This window comes from Marinoscillum furvescens DSM 4134 (genome assembly GCF_003386095.1).
GTDB classification, from domain to species: Bacteria; Bacteroidota; Bacteroidia; order Cytophagales; family Cyclobacteriaceae; genus Marinoscillum; species Marinoscillum furvescens.
In genome coordinates this window covers 92,729-116,801 of record NZ_QREG01000012.1, presented here as the reverse complement: position 1 = coordinate 116,801, position 24,073 = coordinate 92,729, and the positions used below count along the sequence as shown (strand labels likewise).

Here is a 24,073-nt window from a genome sequence, read left to right as displayed (position 1 = left end):
ACGTGACATTATGAAGAAAATACTTTTCATCGGTTTGATGCTAGTGAGTGGTCTCCTGTCTGCTCAATCACTGAAAATTGCTAAGCTGAAGTATGATGGCGGTGGAGACTGGTACGCAAATAAAACAGCCCTGCCAAACCTCATCCGTTTTTGCAACAGACATCTGGGCACACAGATAGCCCGTGAAGAGGATATTGTAGAGGTAGGCAGCCCGGACATCTTTCTGTACCCCTACCTCTATATGACAGGGCATGGAAACGTGGTATTTAGTGCTCAACAGGCCGAAAACCTGAGAAATTACCTCACTGCGGGAGGTTTTTTACACATAGATGACAACTATGGCATGGACCAGTATGTACGTCTGGAAATGAAAAAGGTATTTCCAAATCTTGAATTTGTAGAACTACCCTTTGAGCACCCCATATATCATCAAAAATTTGATTTCGATCAAGGCCTACCAAAGATTCATGAGCACGATGGCAAGCCTGCTCAGGGATTAGGTTTGATTTATAAAGGAAGATTGGTATGCTACTACTCCTATGAAAGTGATCTGGGTAATGGCTGGGAAGATCAGGTGATTTACAATGATCCGGAGCATGTGAGGCAGCAGGCTTTAAAGATGGGTGCCAACATCATAAGTTATGCCTTTACAGCTGTAGAACAATAAAAAAGGGGCCGCATCTCCCGACACGACCCCACCTACCTGATAGTCTCTCAGGTGAACTATTTTCTTCTTCTTGGTTTGATCTCTTTCGTTTCAGTCTCACCATTGATGGTGATATCTACCAAATTGTCGCAGGTACCATCACCATAATCTACCAGAATGGTCTGTTCACCAGAAATGATTTCCTTTTGGCCAGAAACAGGGATAAATACACGCCCTGCTCTACACCCTCGTTTGAAGATTATCGGATCCAATACTTCCATAGAGTAAGACTCTCCATTTCTTTGAACACCAGATGCACTACCTGATACGCTAGTGTAATGCTCATCCCTGGTCCCGCCTACATATATCGTTCTGGTTTTAGTGGCAGTTCTTGTATAAGTCGTGCCATCCGGGTAGGTAAGCTTACCTCCTTCTAATTTCACCTCGAATGCATAAGTATCCGCTTCCTCTGCATTGGTTGTGTTGGTAAGTGTACGCGTACCCTCTACCTGCACACTATCGATAAAAAACTCATCAAAAGTCACAATTCGGTAGGCTCCTGGCACCCTACGTCGTTCGTTGTATTCTATCAGCACTTTCCCTTTTCTCACGCGCCCATGAGGGCCTTCACATCCGTCACCAAAGTCTATAGTGATGGTTTTGTTTACAGTGTCACGCTCTACTGTGGCACAGTCAATGATACGCTTATTTAAAACTCTTCCTCCCGATGTAAAAAAATTCATTCCTTCTTCCACCACCTGATCTACATCTTCATAGTCGGTGGCCACGGCGGCTTCAGCAGCTACTTCATCTACACTTAACGAAGCGGTAGCTTCTTGATCAGATTCGCAGGCATAAAAACCAATGGTGATGGTTGTAAGTAAGATCAATCCTATTTTTCTCATGGCAATAAATGTTAGTTTCTAATTGATTTTCGGTGCTTAGATGCTTCTTCACCTCAAAGGTTTAATTGCTGTAGAAAAAAATCTTCAAAGAGTCATGCTAATGACGGTTGTGCTCTTGACATATGTGCACATGAAAGCTTAACTTAGACTATGAATTGCCTTCCATTTAGTATTGCCTAACTGATATGCGAAATCTCATTATTGCCAGCTGTTTAGTATTCTTTACTTACCATGCATCCGCTCAGGGGTGTAGTGATGCAGGTTTTTGTACCATGGGTGCTATGAAGCCTGACCAGTCCTATAGCAAGCAAATTGACTTTAAGCTCCGGACACTGGAGCTCAACTATTACCGTGGCAGATCACTGCTATCTCCGGTTATCACAGCCATCACAGCTGACATGACCTTTGGTATCAACGACCTTACCGCCATACAGCTAAAGGTACCCTATCAGATGGTCTCAGGAAATCTAGGCGAAACTTCAGGAATAGCAGACCTGTCCATAAGTGCGACCCGGTCCTTTCCAATAGAACGCGGAGCTGTGGGAGTGACTCTCGGTGGCAAACTGCCCACAGGTAAAGCAAACATCGAAAAAGAACCCAGTGAACTAGGTCCTGGAGGGGATTACCCTATGTACTACCAAACGAGTCTTGGGACTTATGACATTGTATTGGGTACTTCTTATATTAATGAAAACTGGCTTTTTGCCACAGGCATACAGCTACCGATAGTCCATCAAAATGAAAATGATTTTCGCTGGGGGCACTGGCCTGGTTACCCATCTCCTGACTACATCAATAGCCATGACCTGGCGAATAACCTGAGACGAGGCACAGATATCATGCTCAGAGCTGAGCGTAATTTCAGATATGTCAACTATAATTTTGGAATTGGAGCATTGGGAATCTACCGGATCAGCAAGGATGAAGTATACAACTTCCGTACAGATACCCGAGAAAAGCTTGACGGGACCACCGGGTTAGCGTTTACGATGCTCGCAAATTTCGGATATCATATCAACGTGAACCATAGCCTCAAACTCATCTACGCACATAAAGTGACAGATAGAGAAGTCAATCCTGATGGCCTCACACGCCATGATGTTTTAAGTACAAGTTATATCTATCGTTTCTGAAGATGAAAAAGATTTTAATACTGACATTTCTTGCGTCTTCACTGTTCCTTTCTGGTCAACAAAACAGCTATCAGCAGGCACTTGCTCAACTAGAAGCTGGAAACTATGTAGATGCTTTTAGCTCTTTTCAAACGGCTGGAGAGGTCTTTTTGACAGAACAAAAAATAGACCTTTACTCCTACTGTCACCTCCAAATGGGCAAATGTCATCTTGCTCAGGGGGAATTGATGGCAGCACAAAAACACCTCAAATCCACCCTAAAATATGTGCGTGAAGAAATACCAGATGCTGCACCACTTCAGGTAGAAGGATATCTATTGCTAGCAGAGACCCAACTAAAATTGGGACGTACAGATCTGGCGCTCGAAACCTTAAACAAGGCCGAGGCACTGCTACCTGCACAGGATAACCTGCTGGCGGCAGAGTGTTACAACGATCTGGGAGTAGCTCACTGGAATGCGCAAAACCATTCGGTAGCAATAGCCTATCACGAGAAAGCACTGGCTATTCGCAAAACCCTGTTACCAACCAATGCCCCACCCATCGCCCACTCCTACCTAAACATTGGTTTGATCTATCTCAACCGGGACTTTCTGCAAGCAGTCATTAATTTCAACAACGCCCTCAATATCTATCGAACAGTGCATGGGCCTACACACCCACAAGTAGCTCTATGCTACAGCAACCTCGCTTTTGCCAACAGCAGTCAGGGCAATTTTAGTGATGCGCTCCGATACATCGATCAGACCATGGACATTTGGAACCAAACATTCGCTGACGATCACCCCAACAAAGCCTATACCTTTTCCAATAAGGGAAGAATTCTGGAAGCTCAAGGCGATCTGGATCAAGCACTGTTGGCTCAACAGGAAGCGCTACAGATTTACCACAGACTCTATGGCCAAAAGCACCCTGAAATTGCTAATACGTATTACCTGTTAGGCTCCGTACTTTTAAAGAAAAACGAATACCAATCTGCTTTAGAACACTTTCAAAAGTCCATTTACGCTAATTTGTATGATCAGGACTTTGAGGGTCTGTACGACCTTCCTCAACTGGGCAACTACTATGATGGCAATATTTTACTGACCTCCCTGCAATCAAAAGCCCAAACTCTGGAAGCTTTTCATTTTGGTAAAACGCTTAGCCTAAACGATCTGGAGGCTTCTCTAGCCACCTACCAGCTCGCCGATGACCTCATAGCCAAGCTAAGACAAATGCGCCTTAATGAATCAGACAAACTAAGAATAGGCACCATTGCTGCGGACATCTACTCTAACGCCATAAGAATAGGTCACTACCTCTCTGACAAGACTTTTCGCAAGCAGCACTTCGCAAATATTGCTTTTGGATTTTGTGAGCGAAGCAAGTCTGCAGTACTACTGGAAGCCATCGGAGATACTAAAGCAAAATCCTTTGCCGGAATTCCTGACGCGATCATTCAAAAAGAAGATAGCTTACAAAACATCATGGCAGCTATAGAGCAGCAGCTGGCATCAAAGCCCAAAGAGCCTCGCCTCACGACGCTAAAAAACGAACTTTTTGAAGCACAGCGTGCCCACAACTTGTTCATCCAAAAATTAGAATCAGACTTCCCCAGGTATTATGAACTGAAATACCAACCGGTGGATTTTGACTTAAGCAACTTACAAGCCCAGCTTTCGCCTACTACAGTGCTACTCTCCTATTATGTAAGCGAAGATCGTGTTTACATATTTGAGGTCTCCAATGAGAAAATAAAAGTCCACGCAAAAGCACTTCCTGATGACTTTATCTCTACAGTCAGTGCTTATCGAAATGGTATGAGGTACCAACTGGCCGAGGCATTTCAACCCGCAGCATCAGCACTTTACGATTTGCTCATACCTGATGTGAAAGCTAAAAAACTCATAATTATACCCCATGGCATTTTGGGCACTGTACCATTCGAATCATTCATTATCGAAAATGAAAACGCGGAAGCCCCGCACTATCTTATTGAAGATTTGGAAGTATCCTATGATTATGCAGCTCAGCTCTTCCTATCGAAAGCTTCCAAAGCCTCAAGTACTCAGGGCATCTTTCTGGCCGCACCAGTATCATTCGACTATCCAGAAATGTCATTAAATGAATTGCCTGCATCAGAAAATGAGGTAAAGGAAATCAAATATTTGTTTCTTGGAAGTTCAGATAAACCAACTGTCTGGTTAAACAGCAGTGCTACTGAGTCTAAACTAAAAAACAAAGACCTTTCAAGCTACCGCTATTTGCATTTTGCCACTCATGGTGTGGTAAACCCACGCCAACCCGCACTGTCGCGTATATTTTTATCTCCTGATGATCAAGAGGATGGCAATTTATACACTGGCGAAATTTACTCCCTCGATATCGGTGCAGACCTGGTCACCTTGTCTGCCTGTGAAACGGGACTGGGGAAACTACAAAAAGGCGAAGGAATCATCGGGTTGAGCAGATCACTCATGTATGCAGGTGCTAAAAACCTAATGGTGTCTCTATGGCAGGTGGCAGATGCCTCTACAGCACGCCTGATGATAGACTTCTACCGGCAGCACCTCCACCACTCAGGAAACAAGACCTATGCAGATGACCTGCGCAATGCTAAACTCAAAATGCTACAGTCTGAAAACTACAATCAACCGTATTATTGGGCTCCCTTCATACTGATAGGCCGGTGATATACAGTGGTCGCATTTTGCCACCTCAAATCCACCTTCGCGCTACTATATGTCATAAGCAATACAAGCATCGCCGGTTTCACCTTTCCTTAGGTCAAATCGTTGTATTCATTATGTTATCTTTGCGTTCTTATGAAGCGAGTGGCCTTTTATACATTGGGATGTAAGCTGAATTTTTCGGAGACATCTACCATATCCAGAATGTTTGAAGACAAGGGATATCAAAAAGTAGATTTCACAGATCAGCCGGATATCTTCATTATCAACACCTGTTCGGTAACCGAAAATGCAGACAAAAAATGCAAGAAGATTGTAAAGGAAGCGAAAAAAATAGCTCCTGAAAGTTTTGTCACCATCATCGGATGTTATGCACAACTAAAGCCGAAAGAAATCTCTGAAATAAAAGGTGTAGATGCAGTACTGGGCGCTGCAGAAAAGTTTCGCCTCTTTGAATATCTCGAAGACTTCACGTCTAAAAACGAGCCTCAGGTCTATGCCTCGGAAATTCAAGAAGCAAAGACCTACAATGCTTCGTATTCCTATGGAGACCGCACACGTACATTCTTAAAAGTTCAAGACGGGTGCAATTACGGCTGTGCTTTCTGTACCATTCCTCTGGCTAGAGGAAAGAGCAGAAGTGCGAGCATTGCTGACATCCTAAAGCAAGCAGAAGAAATAGCCGCCTCAGAAGTAAAAGAAGTCGTGCTCACCGGAGTAAATATTGGTGACTTTGGCATACAAAATGGCAAGCGAAAAGAGAAGTTTATAGACCTCATAAAAGCCCTGGATGAAGTACAGGGTATCGATCGCTTCAGAATTAGCTCTATAGAACCCAACCTGCTCTCCAATGATGTCATAGAGTTTGTGAGCAAGTCCAAAAGGTTTGTTCCTCACTTTCATGTACCGCTACAGTCTGGGAGTGATAAGATTCTCCGTAGCATGAACCGCCGATACCTCAGTGGGCTGTATAGAGACCGGGTGGCTACCATCAAGCAATTAATGCCTCACTGCTGCATAGGTGTGGATGTAATCACCGGATTTCCGGGAGAAACGGAAGAGGACTTTTTGGAAACTTACCAGTTTCTCAACGAGTTGGATGTCTCCTACCTACACGTTTTTACATACTCTGAGCGAGCCAACACTGCCGCATTGGAAATGGACGGAACGGTACCTTTAAAGGAGCGCCAAAAACGTTCGAAAATGCTGAGGACCTTATCAGAAAAAAAGAAAAGATATTTTTATGAACAGCATCAGGGCAATACCCAAAAAGTGCTCTTTGAAGATGATGTTGAAAATGGATACATGCACGGGTTTACGGAAAACTACATTCGTGTAAAAGCCAAATACGACCCGGTGCTGATCAATGAATTGAAGACATTAAACCTCGTAAGAGTAGACGAGAACTGTCTAATGGAAGTAGAAGAAACGGAAGAAATCCTCGTACACTAGTTATGAAAATCATTTGCATCGGTCGCAACTACGCAGACCACATTACTGAACTGGGAAATGACAGACCTGAAAATCCTGTGATTTTCATGAAACCTGACACAGCGATTTTGCGCAACAATGACCCTTTTTACTATCCTTCCTTTTCAGAAAACATTCACTATGAATGCGAACTACTAGTCAAAATCAAAAAGGAAGGTAAAGCTATAGCGGCCGAGTTTGCACACAAATATTATGATGAAATTGGGCTGGGTATAGACTTTACAGCGCGAGACCTGCAAAGCGACTTGAAAGCGAAAGGACTCCCGTGGGAACTCGCCAAAGGATTTAATGGATCGGCAGTGGTATCTGGGTTTGTTCCACTTGATGGCAAAGACATCACGGCCATTCATTTTGAACTGGAAAAAAATGGAGAAACGGTACAACAAGCAGACACATCACTCATGCTTTGGCCTGTAGACGAACTGATTGCTTATGTATCCAAATATTTCACTTTAAAAACAGGAGATATACTCTTTACGGGCACACCAAAAGGTGTGGGGCCTGTGTCCATTGGTGATCGATTGGTTGGCAAACTGGAAGGCCAGGAATTATTTAATTTTGAAGTGAAATAAATACAAACAACAACCTGATTACCAACTCTTTAAATCCCAACAACAACAGTCTCAAGATAGCATTTATGCGATCAACACTTCTGACTTTAACTATATTTCTATCAGCGCTTCAGGTTCTGTTTTCCCAGCCATTTACTACTGATAATTATTACCTGTTTCCCATCAACCCGGGCCAGCAAAATTACCTGGCAGGTACCATGGGCGAGCTAAGGTCCTCACATTTCCATGCAGGTATAGACATCAAAACTGGTGGACGATCTGGACTTCCCGTTTATGCAACAGCTGAAGGCTACATCAGCAGAATCAAAATTAGTGTGGGTGGATATGGCTATGCGCTATACATGACTCATCCCAATGGAACTACTTCAGTATATGCTCACTTGAGTGAATTTGAACCAACCATAGCAGCATATGTAAAAGAAGCTCAGTACCGTGAAGAATCTTACGAAATCCAATTGTTTCCGCAAAAAGATCTATTCTACTTTCGTCAGGGAGAAGTGATAGGCTACTCGGGCAATACGGGATCTTCTAGTGGTCCGCATTTGCACTTCGAAATTCGTGATAGAAATCAACGCATACTCGATCCGCTCAAATTCAACTTTCCTGAAATAAAAGACAACATCGCTCCTGTACTGAAAAACGTGGCGTTTGTTACGCTTGAGGGCAATGCTCGGGTAAACCAAACCTTCGGGAGATTCGAGTTTGATGTGTTAAAAACAAATGGGATTTATAAAACACGCGTACCACTTAACCTAACCGGAAAGGTTGGATTGGAGATCTATGCCTATGACTTGTTAAATGGCGTATACAACAGAAATGGCATCTCACGCACAACCCTTCTGGTAGATGGTGATACTGTCTTCAGCCAAAGCAAGACCAATCTATCGTTTTCACATCAGCGAAGTATTCTCGTGCATATGGATTACCCCAGGTATAGACAAGGTGGCCGAAAGTTTAATAAGTTGTTTGTGGATGATGGCAATACCAATGACATCTATACGGTCAGGTCAGAGGGTTATGTCTTTGATGAAAACCCGCATGTCATCCGAGTACTGATGGAAGACAGCTACGGAAACATCTCCACATTCGAAACCAGGGTAAATGACCGAAAAGTAGTGAACCTCCCCGACCCTGACATTCAGAAGTTTGAGTTATTTCGAAACCACCTACACTTCAAAGCCACTCACAGTGGAGACCCGAAGCTAATCAAAATGCTTTTTGGGAATGCTGCCACAGAACTAGTGCCTTATAGAACCGACAGACGAAGTGCCTACTACCTTTGGGACCTTAGGAAAGGCCTACCCGATTCGGTTGATTATTGCGGCGAGATTCTTCACACCGACATTTATGCAAGCATTCCACCAAGGCAAGAAATCAGCTTTTACAACCATCATGTAGATCTTAATTTTAAGAAATATTCACTGTTTGACACTCTGTACCTTCGCTTTAAAAAATCCTTTAATCCAGAGCTAAGTGAAGAAGTATTTGAGTTTAAACACCGGCGCACACCGCTTCGTGGGTCTGTTAATGTAACACTTAAGCCAGAATATGCTTACCCGGAAAACACTCAGGTTTACGCTAAAAATAGCAACAGATTGAATTTTGTGGGAGGAAATTGGAAGGACCAAAACATCACCTTTACGACACGTGAACTGGGCACTTATGTACTGACACAAGACACCATACCGCCAGAGATTTCCCCTCAGATTGTTTCCCCACAGAAATTGTACTTTAAAATAAACGATGACCGATCAGGAGTAGCTACTTACCGTGCTACGCTCAATGGACAGTTTTTGCTGATGAACTACGAATACAAGCAAAACATGATTTGGGCCAACCCAAAAGATGAAAACATCCCGATGGTGGGCGAGTTTACTTTGGAAGTTACAGACAATGCAGGCAATGTGAGCACTTATAAGCACGAGCTATAATAGCTTCAAACTGCATTTTATATTACTAACAGCAAATAAAAAAAGCACTATGCAAACGAAACTACAACCTGGCGATCAGGCACCCGATTTTGAAAGCATTGACCAGGATGGCAACAAAGTGAAGCTGTCCGACTACAAAGGCAAAAAAGTCGTTTTGTACTTTTACCCTAAAGACAACACACCCGGGTGCACAGCCCAGTCTTGCAACTTGCGTGACAATTACGAACAACTTCAAAAACAAGGCTATGAAGTGCTTGGTGTAAGTACAGACAGTGCCAAGTCTCATCAAAAATTTATCACCAAACACGAATTGCCATTTACACTTATTGCTGATGAGGATAAGTCCGTACACAATGCTTATGGCACCTGGGGAGAGAAACAAATGTACGGCCGCAAGTACATGGGCACCTTCCGAACTACATTCGTCATAGATGAAGAAGGTAAGATTGAAGAAGTGATCGGAAAAGTAAAGACCAAAGAACACACTGCTCAGATATTAAAATAATCAATTAAAGAGCCCTTACCGGCCATGGCCACATGTGGTCATGGCTGTTTTTTTGCCCAAACAAAACCTGTTATTTTTAGCCCATGCTTACGAACAGACAACTTTTCCTGGATCACCTCGCCCAAACTACGGATTTTCCGCTCATGATAGAGATAGTAAATGCTGAGGGCATTTATATGTATGACCCTGATGGCAAAGCCTATATCGATCTGATTTCAGGAATAGGAGTAAGCAGTGTAGGACACAGACACCCCAGAGTGGTAGCTGCTGCCAAAGAGCAGTTGGACAAATACATGCACCTGATGGTATACGGAGAGTATGTACAGTCTCCACAGGTAAAACTAGCAGAAGCAATCACCAAAACCTTGCCCGATAACCTGGATGCCATCTATCTGGTAAACTCAGGTAGCGAAGCAGTAGAAGGCGCACTCAAACTGGCCAAAAGGTACACAGGCAGACCTCACATTCTTTCGGCCGTCAATGCCTATCATGGGTCCTCACATGGAGCGCTTTCGGCAGGAGGAAACGAAATATTCAAGAGAAATTATCGTCCTTTGGTACCAGGCCATTCACACATTCCTTTCAATGATATGGCTGCACTGGAGCAAATAAATAACCAAACTGCTGCCGTAATACTAGAAACTGTGCAGGGAGAAGCAGGTATCAGAGTAGCATCTCAGGATTACCTCTCGGCAGTTAGAAAACGATGCAACGATGTGGGTGCACTGCTCATACTGGACGAAATACAAGCAGGATTTGGAAGAACAGGAAAATTCTGGGCTTTTGAACACTACGATGTTGTTCCCGATATAGTGGTTAGTGCCAAAGGCATGGGAGGTGGTATGCCTATTGGGGCTTTTATCAGCTCCAAAGCCATCATGGATGTGCTCAAAGAAAACCCAATCTTAGGTCATATTACCACCTTCGGAGGCCATCCGGTCAGCGCAGCTGCATCACTAGCCGCCTTGCAAGTCACTATTGAGGAAAAGCTACCAGAACAGGTGGCTGAAAAAGCTGCATTGTTTAAACAACAACTCAAACACCCTAAAATTAAGGAAATACGCAACCTGGGATTAATGATGGCTGTGGCGTTTGAGTCATTTGAAGTGCTGAAACCCATCATCGATCGAGCCATAGAGTTGGGAGTAGTGACAGACTGGTTTTTGTTTTGTGACAATGCCATGCGCATAGCTCCTCCCCTTACCATCACACCCGAAGAAATAAAAAAAGCCTGTAGCTTAATACTACAGGCCATTGATGAGGTTACTGATTAATGCCTAAAGAAGGGCATCCAGGTCCAGCGTAAATACTTTTTCTATACCATACTGACTTACTTTTACTTCTACAGAGCTGTTCGCATCTTTTAGTAGTTCTCTTATTTCTGGCAATGTATAGGCACTTACAGGCTTGCCATTGACTGCTAGTAGTTCATCATCCTGTTTGATTCCTGCTAGTTTAGCCGGGCTGTTTTCATACACACGGTGAACCAGAAGCTTTTCCATGGATTTATCATACTGTAGATTCAGCCCACTTGCATTTACCTTAAAGGGCTCTTCGTGGTATTTATTAGCCTCCAGATACATGGTTTTGTTTTTGAAGTCAAACGTGATGTTAAATCTGCTGAGCAGTTTGTTTCCAACTATACCAGCAGCTTTTTTATGATGCTGTATACCGTGTTTGGCCTGACTAATACCTACAGGTAGCTGTTCAAAATCAAACGTCCCAAAACTGAATTTTTGAACACGTCCTTCATAGTGCATGGTTTCTACTTTACCGATACCTGCCACCGGATAAGAATAATGCTCTCCAGTTTTGGCAATGACATCACGCTTATTGGCAAAGGGAGTGTTAAAATCCATAGTGGTTCCTGCTCCTGTATTCACAAAAAACTCCTCTTCGTAAACTTCTCCATTGTTTAAGGTTACAATAGCTGTCATGCATGGCATGTAGTTGACCAACTTAAAGTTAAACGGCTCACCATATCCAGTATAGTCGAATTTTTCTTGCTTATATACTTTCAGCATCATGTCTTCATAGTCAATCTTGACTACATAGTTTTTGAGCAAATCATAACCAATGATACCATCAATATTTCGGCCCACAGACTGCTCTAAATGGGTAAGCTCTGTCGTATAAAGCTCGATATCCTCGATTTTCACCGCACCTACTTCTATTTTGTTGTGTGGGATGAGCGCGCCGCTCAATCTCCCCTGTGCGCTGGTTTTGGATGCCTTGTGGTCTGGTTCCAATTTTAGCTCCGCAGCTACATCGGTATCCAATACAGTAAGCCCGTCCCCTGTATCAAATATAAAATCAACAGGCCTGGAGTCATCTACACTCAACTGAATAAAAATATGGTCTCCAAAAAGCTCAAAAGGTGTGGAAGTAACGAGCGTTTGCCCCATTACCTGGCTACACATCAGATATACAAATACAACGATTAGTTTTTTCATTTCCTGTCTTAGTTTATGACGGTTAAGTTAACCATGGCTGACATTCTTTGCCATAATTTTCATGGCAATTTTGGATTTAAAAGGAAGGCACTAAATTGCCAAAAAACTAAAAATGCACATGAGTGATCAGGTAAATGAAACGGTGAAATTCTTACAAGACAAAGGATTCTCTTCTCCTGAGTTGGGAATCATTTTGGGTACAGGCTTAGGCGCACTGACAGATCACATAGAAGTACAACTAGAAATAAGCTACGACGAAATACCCAACTTCCCGATAGCCACAGTAGAGTTTCATAAGGGTAAACTGATCTACGGCTTGCTAGAAGGCAAACAAGTAGTGGCCATGAGCGGGAGATTTCATTACTACGAAGGGTACAGCATGGAGGAGGTTGTATTTCCGGTTCGCGTGATGAAGTTTTTAGGCATTGAAAAGCTTTTGATTAGCAATGCTTCAGGTTGCATGAACCTCAGCTGGCAAAAGGGCGAACTAATGCTTCTGGATGATCATATCAGTTTGCTACCGGAAAGCCCCTTGAGGGGAAAAAATGCCGGAGCATTTGGCCCTATATTTACCGACCTAAGCATGCCCTATGATCCTGAGATGAATGGAATCATGAAAAAAGTAGCTGCAGAAGCGGGCATCCCGCTAAACGCAGGAGTATATGTAGCCGTGGCAGGCCCCAATCTGGAAACACGTGCCGAGTATAGATATCTAAGAAATATCGGTGCTGATGCTGTTGGTATGTCTACGGTACCTGAAGTAATCGCGGCCAATCAGATGGGGCTTCCTGTAAGCGCTGTATCTGTACTTACTGACGAATGTGACCCTGACAACCTTGCTCCCGTAGATATCGAAGACATCATATCCACTGCTGGCAAGGCTGAAAAACACCTGGTAAGGTTATTTAAAGAAGTAATAAAATCACTTTAACACATCCACCCATCAATGAAAACCAAGCAAATCAATGGCTTTACTCATGTAGAGCACAGCATCCCCAACTTCACCCTGGAAGAGTCTGAAGAAAGAGCACAAGAGTTTTATCGTCAGCTGGACCAGCGCCGAACAGTTCGTGAAATATCTGACCGCCCTGTATCAGAAAAACTCATTCAAAATCTGATAATGACAGCTTCTACTGCTCCATCCGGAGCACATAAGCAGCCCTGGACATTTTGTGCTGTTTCCAACCCTGAACTCAAAACCCAAATACGTGAGGCGGCAGAAAAAGAAGAGTACGACAGCTACCATGGGCGAATGACTGATCGATGGCTCAAAGACCTGGCCCCTATTGGTACCGACTGGCACAAACCTTTTTTGGAAAAAGCCCCATGGCTCATCATCGTATTTAAAAAAGCCTACGACATTATAGACGGTGAAAAAGTAAACAACTACTATGTCAATGAATCTGTGGGCATAGCCTGCGGGATGCTAATCACTGCCATTCACAACGCTGGTCTGGTAACGCTTACTCACACACCATCACCGATGAATTTTCTTTCCAAATTACTAGAAAGACCAGGAAACGAACGACCTTTTCTTCTCCTTCCGGTAGGCTATCCAGAGCAAGAAGTGTACGTTCCTGACCTGGAAAGAAAGCCACTTTCCGAAGTTTCAAAGTTCTACAAATAGCTATTTACAGCCATTGAAGGCATCTTTTTCAACTTTGGCAGTCTGATTAAGTGTTTTGGCAGTCGCGCAAATAGAAGATATCCCATCTTAGTGCTATCAAATTTTGAAACAACTCCTGATGAAAGTCAGGAATCTTGTCTATAGCTGGTTGGAACCCTGAGGAGAATGTCCTCGGGGTTTTCTTTTTTAGAAATTTCTGGTAATTTCAAAAGACCATCACCAACCTCACCTATAACATGCGCAGACATCTACTCATTTTCTTCCTGCTATTTTCATCAAGTGTGCTCAACGCACAAACAGGCAATTCGACTTCTCTCAACGAAAAATTACCCGCGCGATTCCCACTAGAAGAGGCAGAAATCACCTACACCATCATCAATGGCGCAGAGGGTTCGGTCAGGTTGATTTTTGACAGGAATGGGTGGCGATCTTATGAAACCAAAGAAATAGTCTTTAAAAGATATGGCGTGAGCAGCTCAGAGATGAGGTCTACACTTACAGATGGCAATATGATGTATTCGATCAATCATTTGGACAGCTCGGGAACCAAGTCATCAGATTATACCTGGAGCCAATTGCTGGGGTATAAAAACCTGGAACAAACCAGCAAGGCCATCTACAATCAGCAAGGAGGCCAACTTACAGGCCTCGACACATTGCTGGGCAAGCCCTGTAACGTATGGGTGTTTGAAAAGGGAAGTGTGGCAGAGCTTTGGGAATGGAATGCCCTGCCATTAAAAGTAGTGAAAAGAGTACCTGGCATCACCTATGAAATGGTGGCGGAAGAAATGCGTACTCAGCCTACCATTTCTGAAGATGATTTTAGTTTACCTGACTATGTCAACTGGAAATAATTAACTCACCATCAAGTCGGCATATTTGCCATTGGTATAGGTCTTACAGACCATTGCATTTCTCAAGACCGCTGGCTTTAGCATTGGCTTGCCCAGCAACATACGGCCGCACTCCTGAATACCTTCTATAATGGATGGGTGTGGGTGAATCAGCTCTGCCAGCTCTTTGATACCACGGTCCATGGAAATCAACAAGGCAACTGCCTGAATGGCGCTAGAGGCATGCTCCCCTACCACACGCATCCCCAAAATTCGTTGACTATCATCATTGGTTACCAATATTTTGATAAAGCCCTGAGTGTTACGCATGGCTATTGCCCTTGGAATACAGGAGTAATCAATGCTTACCACTTTATATTCCAGCCCTTTTTCTCGGGCTTGTATTTCATTCATACCTACACCAGCCACTTCGGGAGATAAAAACATAATGGTAGAAATGTTTTCGTAAATAAGATCCCGCTCTGGTTTGCCAAAAATACGCTCGATCGCATAGCGACCTTCAAGCTCACCTACATTTACGAGTGAAATATCCGCTGTAATATCCCCTACTGCATAGATATTGGAAATGCTGGTTTGTGTTCGATCATCGATTATCCCTCTATTATCTAACTCTATATCAATCGTCTGATCAAAGAGATTTTCATAATTAGGAACACGACCTACAGACACCAGCGCCTTTTCTACCCGAAACACTTCTTTCGAGCCATCTGTATATTCCAGTGTATAGGCTACCATGTCTCCATCTTTACGCATGTCTATTAGACGTGAGTTTCTGTGGACGAGCACATCTTTAGCTTCAAGATTGCGCTCTATTACTTTCACCACATCTTCGTCTTCAAAAGGAAGTATACGGTCACCCTTATCGATCAAATGCACCTTGGTATGGCCAAAATTGGAGAATATAGTAGCAAACTCACAACCAATAACCCCTGCCCCTAGTATCACCATACTTTTGGGGAAGGATTCCAACTTATCCAGTCCATCACTGGTAAAGACCATTTCTTCGTCTATGGGAATGTTAGGTAGTTTACGTGGCTTACTACCTGTAGCGAGTATAATATAGTCTGCCCAGACCGTCTCTATTCCATCAGCCGTATTGATGGATACCTGATTGGTATCGATTACCCGAGCGTTCCCCTGTATAAAGTCAAACAGGCCATCTCCAATAGACACATTGATATTGTGCATGTGGTGCTCTAGCTGTTCCATGCGCTCCTTCACAGCTTTTCGCACCTCAGACTTCACATTTTTAAAGGAAAACTCTACACTACCAGTATTGAGTGTATCTCCGTGTTTGCGTAGCATATTGGCTTCTCGGCTTAGCTCCCACCACGTTTTGCTCCACAGCGCTCCATGGTGAATTCCCGCTCCTCCGAGTTGCTTTTTCTCAATCAGTGCTACTTTTTTCTTGAAATCGATCGCACGCATAGCAGCGGCATATCCTGCCGGGCCAGCGCCTATGACAACCACATCGTATTTTTTCATTTTAGGTCGGTGCTTTATTTACGACCTATAATGTATGAAAAAATCAGATTATCAGGAAGTTTGGTGCCTTGATTTAAGTATTTTCACCACATCATCTAAGGAAAAACCCTTATGTGATAGCAATACCATCAGGTGAAAAAGCAAATCTGCAGATTCATTTAAAAACAAGTCGTCATTATCATCTTTTGCTTCAATGACCACTTCCACGGCTTCTTCTCCTACTTTTTGCGCTACTTTATTGGTACCTTTCTTAAAAAGGCTGGCGGTATAAGAAGCATCACTTGGGTTGTTTTTACGGTCTTCTATGATAGCAGTCAGGTGATTGAGAAACTCCACCTCGTTTTTATTCACTTCATCAAAACATGTATCGCTACCTGTATGACATACCGGCCCTTGAGGATCTGCTTTTATGAGTAAGGTATCTCCATCACAATCTTCCAGTATTTCTTTTACGATCAGAAAATTAGACGATGTTTCACCTTTTACCCACAACCGGTTTTTGCTACGGCTAAAAAACGTCACTTTTCCTGTTTCCCTGGTTTGTGCAAGGGACTCCTCATTCATATAGCCGAGCATCAATACTTTGCCGGTTTTAGCGTCCTGTATTACTGCGGGAAGTAGCCCCCCTCCTTTTTCAAAATCCAATGCCATCAGTGTCTTATTGGTAGTTTGTTTTTAATCAATTCTTCCTTGAGGTGCTTGATTTCTACCTCTTTGTAATGAAATATACTCGCTGCCAATGCGGCATCTGCTTTCCCTTCTTTGAATATATCGCAGAAATGAGCTTCGTTGCCACCACCACCAGAAGCGATCACTGGAATGCTGACTCGCTCACTTATCTTTTTGGTAATCTCCACGGCAAACCCGGCCTTGGTACCATCATGATCCATGGAAGTAAGTAGGATTTCTCCAGCTCCGCGCTTCGCCACTTCTTCCGCCCATCCTATGGTTTCTATCTCCGTAGGTTTTCTACCTCCGTGTGTATGTACCAGATTCACACCATCTACATAGCGTGTATCAATAGCTACTACAATGCATTGTGAGCCAAAGTCAGCAGCTATATCATTGATCAGTTGTGGGTTGCGAACTGCCGCTGAGTTTACTGAGACTTTATCAGCTCCGGCCAGCAACAAGGCTCGTACATCCTCCACTGTACTGATACCACCACCTACGGTAAAAGGAATATGAATGGCTTCTGCTACTTTTTTTACCAGCTCTATGAGTGTTTTTCGTTTTTCTACAGTGGCAGAAATATCCAGAAAAACCAATTCGTCAGCCCCCTCCCGGGTATAGCGCTCGGCCAACTCTACAGGATCTCCAGCGTCCCTCAAATCTACAAAGTTGACTCCCTTCACAGTGCGCCCATCCTTTATATCCAGACATGGGATAATTCTTTTTGTTAGCATCAGATATTGGTTAAGTCCTCCAAAGTTAATCTACCCTCGTAAAACGCCTTGCCCACAATAGCTCCATACAAGCCTTGAGACTTTAGGTTGACAAGGTCTTCCTTTCCTGAAACTCCCCCACTTGCAATCAGCTTTAGCTCTGGGAAACGTTTCTGAATTTTCTCATAGAGTTGGAATGAAGGTCCTTGCAGCGCACCATCTTTATCAATATCTGTGCAAACCACGTACTGTATCCCTAGCTGTTGGTAGTATTCCAAATATTCAAACAATTCGATATTCGAGTTTTCCTGCCATCCGGAAACCATCACCTTTTCATTCAGCACATCCGCTCCCAATATGATTTTATCGGCACCGTATGCCGCTATCCATTGAGCTACTTCTTCTCGGTTATTCGCCGCAATACTGCCTGCAGTCACCTGCTTAGCTCCTGCTTTCAGAACCTTCTCCAAGTCCGCACGAGTTTTCACTCCTCCTCCAAAATCAACATCCAGGCTAGTGGCCTTGCTGATGTTTTGTAACGTTTCGAAATTCACCACATGCCTGGCTTTGGCACCATCCAGATCTACCAGGTGCAATTGCCTGATTCCTGCTGCTTCAAACGCCTGAGCTACTTCTACCGGATTATCAGCATACTGCTTTACCTGTTTGTAGTCGCCCTTGGTGAGCCTCACACATTTACCGCCTATTATGTCAATTGCTGGAATTACACGCATTTATCAGAGTTTCAAAAAGTTAGCTAAAACTTGCATACCAGCATCTGCACTCTTTTCAGGGTGTGGCTGTATGGCATAAAAATTATCCTTTTGAATAGCCGCACTAAAAGGATCGGGATATTCACAAGTAGCAATGGTGTACGCCCCCACAGGCACATAGTAACTATGCACAAAATAGAGGTAATCTCCATTTGAGACACCTTCAAAAAGCGGTGATTTTATTTCAGAAATATCATTCCACCCCATGTGAGGCACTTTCACATGATCATTATTAAAACGTTTTACCTGCTCTGGAATAATGCCCAGGCCTTCAGTGTCATTTTCTTCAGTATGTGCACACATCAGCTGCATACCCAGGCATACGCCCAAAAACGGTTGTTTGAGTGATTTGATCACCCCGTCAAGGCCTTTTTCCTGAAGGCTACGCATAGCAGAGCTGGCCTCCCCCTGACCTGGAAAAATCACCTTGTCCGAAGCGGCTAACTCCTCCGCATCATCGGTTAGTGTAGGTTCCACCCCCAGTCGGTTGAGGGCAAAGGTGAGCGACTGGATATTGCCAGCATTATATTTTACAATTGCTACTTTCATAGAAATAAAAAAGGTTGTGCAACCTGCACAACCTATTATTTTTTTGTCACACAAATTTAGTCTGTGTTTCTCAAGTGAGCACCTCTTCGTGTTGACTTTTCTCTACCATTTCAGCTAAAACTGCTTTTATTTCTGGCAAGCTCTCGTAAAGCTGCTCATAAGATTCGATTACAAAATAGCGATCTTGAAAAACATCCTTTCGATAGGATGTATTAGCGATAGTACGCACATCAAAGGCATGCTTTGGAGGCTCCTCAGAAAGGCTGTATTTGGTTTCGCCTGCTGACGACAAAATACCTGCACCATAAATGCGCAGACCTGCATCTTCCTGAATCAAGCCAAACTCTACCGTAAACCAATAGATTCTAGACAGCAGCTCGATCGCATAATCATTGCCTACATAGCCCAATCCTATCACACTCAGTTCTTCCAGAAAATTCACAAAGCTCTGATTGGTAAGTAGTGGCACGTGAGCAAATACATCGTGAAACATATCTGGCTCCTCCAAATAGTCCAGCTCTTCCATTTTGCGCAACCAGGTAGTGGCAGGAAAACGCTTATTGGACATCAGCTCAAAAAAGGTGTAATCCGGAACAATTCCTGGCACCACTGCCAGTCGCCAGCCAGTCAAATCCTGCAGTATTTCATTTGTTTCGGAAAACTTTGGGATTTCATCTGCCACAAAGTTGACTTTTTCAAGCCCCTCCAAATGGGCTTTGCTGGCTGCATTGGGAAGGTTCTTTATCTGCCTTTCGTAAAGGATCCTCCAAACTTCAAAATCTTCCTTATTGTAATTGCCATATATCTGCTTCATACAGTATAAACGTTGGGGTAATGAGTTAATGTTCACCGTAAAGATAAACATTCCTAAATGCGCTGCGGTTATTTTTTTGAGTAGGATTTAGTTATGGCTTGCAATCCGCGAAACTACTCATGGCTCATGTGAAGCAGTTCGCCGAAACCTTTCGTAGCTGTGACATTATTTCGCTATAATTGATAGCAGACAACATCCTGACCATAATCAGCTATTTATGAAACACCCCAAATACCAGCAACATACTCCATTACTTGAAAATCCACTTTTTGGGATGCTACTGCTGGATGATGATGATCAAATCATAGAAGCAAATGCTAAAGCTTCCAAGCTGCTGTTGACTGACAACCTCATTGGGAAAAAACTACAGGACCTCTTAAGTCCGGAGCACTATAAAAGTCTTAAAAGCAACCCCGAAGGCACCCTGCAAATAACAGACGGCAATGAGCTTCGGCTTACCGTAGAATATGGCTTTACACCTGCTACCGACTCGGCGCCAGGGAGTTTTGCCTTCACACCTACTACCAAATGGTCAGGAGAAAACAACGCCTATCAGCTACAATCCTACCTCACCAATTCTCCTCTGGGCGTCATAGAATTGGACCGAAACAAAACCATTCTCAATTGGTCTAAACGAGCTGAACAGATCTTCGAATGGACAGGAAAAGAAGTTATCGGTCGCAACCTTGACGACCTGAATATGATCCATCCAGATGATGAAGATATAGTACATCTGGTAGTGGATGAACTCATGGGTGGAAATGTGGAAGGAAACACCTGCTACAATCGCAACATCACCAGAAATGAGCGCACGGTAAGCTGTGTTTGGTACAATAGTATCCTCAAAGATGAAAATGGTCAAATGTTATCGATTTTGTGCCTGGTACAAGATGTGACAGAGCTAGAGAGAATCGAACAGCTGTGGCTGGAGAGCAAAAGGGAAATCACCCCCTTTTTCAGCAATACACTTTCTGGATTCTTTTTTATGGAACTGGAAGAACCTCTCAAATGGGATGCAAATCTCAATCCAGAGGCGGCCATAGATCATATTTTTGAACATGCCCGGATCACTCGTACCAACCGAGCCATGCTGGATCAGTACAAGGCCGAAGAAAGTGATATAATTGGCAGGTCTCCAGTAGATTTCTTTCCAAATAATCTAGAACAAGCCAAAAAGACATTTTTGGAATTTGTGAAGACAGGAAGGATTCGAACAGAGACTGAAGAAACACGACTGGACGGTTCTACATTCTGGGTAGAGGGTGATTACACGGCTATATACAACGATGATGAGCATTTAGTAGGCTTATTTGGCATACAGCATGATATAACCAAACGTAAAACCGCTCAGAAAGAACTGCAAAATAGTGAGAGCAAGTTTCGAACACTCTTTGAGCAAGCCACGGATGGTATTCTAATCATCGATGAAGCAGGGCGCATTATCGATGCAAATACAAGCATGTGTAAGCTCTGCTCTATGCCGCTAAACACTTTGATCCAAACACCTCTTAAAAGTTTACTTTCGCCAATAGCTAAAGAACTAAAAGCTAACTGGCTGGACAAGGATCTTTCTGTAGCTGATTTTGAACTCTTCACGTCATCCAATACCCTGGCTGTGGAAATTAGCACCAGAAAACAGCCGGATGGCACACTGCAAGCCATCGTCCGGAATGTAACAGAGAGACGACTCGCTGAACGGAGACTTAAAGAAAACGAACAACTCCTTAAAAAAGTAAGCCAGCTAGCCAAGGTAAGTAGCTGGAAACTCACGACAAACAATCAGGTGATTATAGGTGATCCAACCTGCCTGGGAATAGAGGCATCTCAACTGTCACTCGATACGTGGGTGGAGATGTTTGATAAACCCTCTGCAAAGTCAATAACAAGTGCCATTAAAGAATCGCTGACCACAGGTGAGCCGTTTGATATAGAAGCAGAACTTGACAACAAAACTCGAGGTATTCAGTGTGTTCGCATTATAGGCACTAGTATAGGAGATGATGACGCTCCACACCAACTAATCGGTGCCATACAGGACATAACAGAACAAAAAGCCTATAACCGGAAGCTGGAACATGAGAAATCGCTCTCAGATGCCATTATCAATAGTATGCCAGGGGTATTCTACTTTTTCACTGAGGAAGGCAAATACATCCGATGGAACAAAATACTTGAAGACATATCAGGGTACAGTGGTGAAGAAATTGCAGATGGGCATCCACTCATGTTTTTTGGTGAGGATGAGCAACCACTCCTAATTGAAAAAATCACCTCCGTTTTTACTAATGGTTCCGATAAAGTGGAAGCTCACTTGCGGCTAAAAGACGGAACCCGTATCCCCTATTTCTTTACGGGCTCCAGGTTTATTTATGAAGGCAAACCCTGTCTGCTCGGGCTAGGACAAGACATCACTGAACAAAAGCGTACTCAGGATCAAATCATACGCACCAATGAGCAGCTAAAAGCAGCACAGAGCATAGCAAACGTAGGTTACTGGGAATTGGATGTGCCAACGGATGAAATGTTTTGGTCTGAAGAAATGTATGATATTTTCGGAGCAGATCCGAACAAAGGCCCCCTTCCATTTGGGCAGTTTCTTACGAAAGTCCATGAAGAAGATCGTGAAGGAGTCATGGATTTTATGAATTCTATCAACTCAGACGAATTCATTCAGTTTGAATATCGCTTCGAGCATAGCCAACTCGGACAACGGGTCATTCGTGTCAAAGCAATTGGGATCATCGACAACACTGGAGAGTTAGGTAAAATTGAAGGTGCAGTACAGGACATCACTGAAACCAAAGAACGCGAGGAAGAACTGTTTCAAATAAATCAGCGCTATGAATTGATTAGCAAGGCTACCAATGATGCCATCTGGGACTGGGACATTTCTAACAACAACACAATAGGCAACGATCGCCTCTATGAACTATACGGAGTACCTCCAGGGACAATCATCAGTGATGAAATGTTTTACGATCACATACACGCTGACGATCTGGGCCGGGTAAAATCCAGCCTAACCAAAGTGCTGAAAAACAGAAAGCACCACATCACACAAGAATACCGGTTTTTACATGCCGATGGCACTTACAGAGACATTATGGACAAGGTATATATCATCTATGGAAATGATGGGTTACCAAAACGAATGCTCGGTGCGATGCAGGACATTACGACTCAAAAGGAATCAGAACGTCAGCTACAAGCTGCATCCAACCGGCTTTTACTAGCTGCCACATCGGCTAGTCTGGGGATATTTGATTGGAATTTATCCTCCGGAAGAATGGTCTGGAACGAATACATGTATAGCATTTTCAGTGTGGACCCTGATGAGTTTCAGTTTACATTTGACGATTGGCTACACTGCTTGCACCCACGTGATGTGGTAGCTTTTAATGAGAAAATTGAAACATCAATTGAACGCGGAAGGCCTTTTCATGACCGGTTTAGAATCGTGTGGCCAAACAATGAAATTCGACATGTAGAAGCTCATGCGCTCGTCAGCAGAAACAATAAAAAGGAAGCCACCGCTATGGTGGGAGTGTGTCGTGACATTACAGATAGTGTAAATGCAGAACAGGACATTGCCAAGGCCATCATTCAAACTCAGGAAGAAGAGCGGTTTGAAACCGGACGCGAGTTACATGACCATATTATACAGCTTCTCGTTGCGGCCCGGATGAATCTCAATCATGTGATAGACAAGCTAGATGAATTTCCCTCAGTGCAGCGCTCCTTTGAACTAACAGGCACAGCTATAGAGGATATTCGCAAGCTTTCTCACCGCTTGGCACCTGCAAGTCTGGAAGACACAGCTTTGGATGAGGCTATGTCCAGCCTTTTAGAAGGATTCAATACCCATGGACAGTTTACCATCAATTTTGAGTCTGAAATGAATACGGAGGTCCCCATACCTGACAACCTCAAGCTCAATCTGTATCGCATACTCCAAGAGCAACTCAACAATATAGTAAAACATGCCAATGCTAGAACGCTTACCCTTCAACTGACCATCAATGATTTTAAAATCTACATGCTCATAGCCGACGATGGACAAGGGTTAAACAAAAAAAATTCTGCTAAAGGCATAGGGCTAAATAACATCCGTAGGCGTGTAGAAATTTTTAATGGGAACCTACAAGTAGTTTCTGCACCCAATGATGGGTTTAAAATTATCGTTGAAATACCAAGAGAAGCCGACAATTAGCAGATATCGATGGACCTAAAATCAGAAATATCTTATAACTGACACCTCAATCTGGTAGTTTCACCTAG

20 protein-coding genes are annotated in these 24,073 nt (G+C 43.4%); 12 read left to right on the top strand and 8 right to left on the bottom strand.

Annotation, left to right across the window (positions count from 1 at the left end; genetic code table 11):
• Nucleotides 1–10: 10 nt before the first annotated feature.
• Nucleotides 11–667: a DUF4159 domain-containing protein gene (locus tag C7460_RS13475; RefSeq protein WP_185148301.1), complete on the top strand. Its 657-nt coding sequence runs from the start codon at nt 11–13 to the stop codon at nt 665–667.
• Nucleotides 668–723: 56 nt separating this feature from the next.
• On the opposite strand, the gene C7460_RS13470 is transcribed toward C7460_RS13475, so the two are convergent.
• Nucleotides 724–1,551, bottom strand: a complete 828-nt coding sequence (locus C7460_RS13470; protein WP_115868637.1) for a hypothetical protein — start codon at nt 1,549–1,551, stop codon at nt 724–726.
• Nucleotides 1,552–1,736: 185 nt separating this feature from the next.
• On the opposite strand from C7460_RS13470, the gene C7460_RS13465 reads away from it, so the two are divergent.
• The 7 genes from C7460_RS13465 (at nt 1,737) to C7460_RS13435 (ending at nt 11,129) form a co-directional block, all read left to right on the top strand.
• On the top strand, nt 1,737–2,684 hold the full coding sequence (locus tag C7460_RS13465) for a hypothetical protein (RefSeq protein ID WP_115868636.1): 948 nt from the start codon (nt 1,737–1,739) through the stop codon (nt 2,682–2,684).
• Nucleotides 2,685–2,686: 2 nt separating this feature from the next.
• Complete coding sequence (locus C7460_RS13460) at nt 2,687–5,359, top strand: CHAT domain-containing protein (protein ID WP_115868635.1); 2,673 nt, start codon at nt 2,687–2,689, stop codon at nt 5,357–5,359.
• Nucleotides 5,360–5,491: 132 nt separating this feature from the next.
• Nucleotides 5,492–6,808, top strand: coding sequence for a tRNA (N(6)-L-threonylcarbamoyladenosine(37)-C(2))-methylthiotransferase MtaB (mtaB, locus tag C7460_RS13455; protein WP_115868634.1), 1,317 nt, complete (start codon nt 5,492–5,494; stop codon nt 6,806–6,808).
• Nucleotides 6,809–6,810: 2 nt separating this feature from the next.
• Nucleotides 6,811–7,419 (top strand): fumarylacetoacetate hydrolase family protein, encoded by a 609-nt coding sequence (locus tag C7460_RS13450; protein ID WP_115868633.1) that lies wholly within the window; start codon nt 6,811–6,813, stop codon nt 7,417–7,419.
• A 65-nt stretch (nt 7,420–7,484) separates the two neighbouring features.
• Nucleotides 7,485–9,350: a M23 family metallopeptidase gene (locus C7460_RS13445; protein ID WP_115868632.1), complete on the top strand. Its 1,866-nt coding sequence runs from the start codon at nt 7,485–7,487 to the stop codon at nt 9,348–9,350.
• A 49-nt stretch (nt 9,351–9,399) separates the two neighbouring features.
• Nucleotides 9,400–9,855, top strand: a complete 456-nt coding sequence (gene bcp, locus C7460_RS13440) for a thioredoxin-dependent thiol peroxidase (RefSeq protein ID WP_115868631.1) — start codon at nt 9,400–9,402, stop codon at nt 9,853–9,855.
• A gap of 83 nt (nt 9,856–9,938) precedes the next feature.
• The gene (locus C7460_RS13435) at nt 9,939–11,129 is read left to right on the top strand and encodes an aspartate aminotransferase family protein (RefSeq protein ID WP_115868630.1); all 1,191 of its coding nucleotides are present in this window, start codon (nt 9,939–9,941) and stop codon (nt 11,127–11,129) included.
• Between the two features lie 3 nt (nt 11,130–11,132).
• On the opposite strand, the gene C7460_RS13430 is transcribed toward C7460_RS13435, so the two are convergent.
• A complete protein-coding gene (locus C7460_RS13430) occupies nt 11,133–12,308 on the bottom strand; it encodes an aspartyl protease family protein (RefSeq protein WP_115868629.1) in 1,176 nt (391 codons plus the stop codon).
• A gap of 118 nt (nt 12,309–12,426) precedes the next feature.
• Here C7460_RS13430 and C7460_RS13425 point away from each other — a divergent pair, with 118 nt between their 5' ends.
• The 3 genes from C7460_RS13425 (at nt 12,427) to C7460_RS13415 (ending at nt 14,789) form a co-directional block, all read left to right on the top strand.
• Nucleotides 12,427–13,239, top strand: coding sequence for a purine-nucleoside phosphorylase (locus C7460_RS13425; RefSeq protein WP_115868701.1), 813 nt, complete (start codon nt 12,427–12,429; stop codon nt 13,237–13,239).
• 15 nt (nt 13,240–13,254) lie between these two features.
• Nucleotides 13,255–13,935 (top strand): nitroreductase family protein, encoded by a 681-nt coding sequence (locus C7460_RS13420; RefSeq protein WP_115868628.1) that lies wholly within the window; start codon nt 13,255–13,257, stop codon nt 13,933–13,935.
• A 236-nt stretch (nt 13,936–14,171) separates the two neighbouring features.
• The gene (locus C7460_RS13415; protein WP_115868627.1) at nt 14,172–14,789 is read left to right on the top strand and encodes a hypothetical protein; all 618 of its coding nucleotides are present in this window, start codon (nt 14,172–14,174) and stop codon (nt 14,787–14,789) included.
• Here C7460_RS13415 and C7460_RS13410 read toward each other — a convergent pair whose 3' ends face one another.
• From C7460_RS13410 to phhA, 6 genes are all read right to left on the bottom strand, one after another.
• Entirely contained in the window at nt 14,790–16,274 is a 1,485-nt protein-coding gene (locus tag C7460_RS13410; protein ID WP_115868626.1) for a dihydrolipoyl dehydrogenase family protein, read from the bottom strand. It lies immediately after the preceding gene.
• Between the two features lie 51 nt (nt 16,275–16,325).
• Nucleotides 16,326–16,925, bottom strand: a complete 600-nt coding sequence (gene hisIE / locus C7460_RS13405; RefSeq protein ID WP_115868625.1) for a bifunctional phosphoribosyl-AMP cyclohydrolase/phosphoribosyl-ATP diphosphatase HisIE — start codon at nt 16,923–16,925, stop codon at nt 16,326–16,328.
• Nucleotides 16,925–17,680: an imidazole glycerol phosphate synthase subunit HisF gene (hisF, locus tag C7460_RS13400; RefSeq protein ID WP_115868624.1), complete on the bottom strand. Its 756-nt coding sequence runs from the start codon at nt 17,678–17,680 to the stop codon at nt 16,925–16,927. Before hisF ends, hisIE begins: the two co-directional genes overlap by 1 nt.
• Nucleotides 17,680–18,393, bottom strand: coding sequence for a 1-(5-phosphoribosyl)-5-[(5-phosphoribosylamino)methylideneamino]imidazole-4-carboxamide isomerase (gene hisA, locus C7460_RS13395; protein WP_115868623.1), 714 nt, complete (start codon nt 18,391–18,393; stop codon nt 17,680–17,682). The genes hisF and hisA overlap by 1 nt, the downstream gene beginning before the upstream one ends.
• Nucleotides 18,394–18,396: 3 nt before the next feature.
• Entirely contained in the window at nt 18,397–18,981 is a 585-nt protein-coding gene (gene hisH / locus C7460_RS13390) for an imidazole glycerol phosphate synthase subunit HisH (protein ID WP_115868622.1), read from the bottom strand.
• Between the two features lie 70 nt (nt 18,982–19,051).
• Entirely contained in the window at nt 19,052–19,795 is a 744-nt protein-coding gene (phhA, locus tag C7460_RS13385) for a phenylalanine 4-monooxygenase (protein ID WP_245986354.1), read from the bottom strand.
• A gap of 217 nt (nt 19,796–20,012) precedes the next feature.
• Here phhA and C7460_RS13380 point away from each other — a divergent pair, with 217 nt between their 5' ends.
• Entirely contained in the window at nt 20,013–24,005 is a 3,993-nt protein-coding gene (locus C7460_RS13380; protein WP_115868620.1) for a PAS domain-containing sensor histidine kinase, read from the top strand.
• The last annotated feature ends 68 nt before the right edge of the window (nt 24,006–24,073 follow it).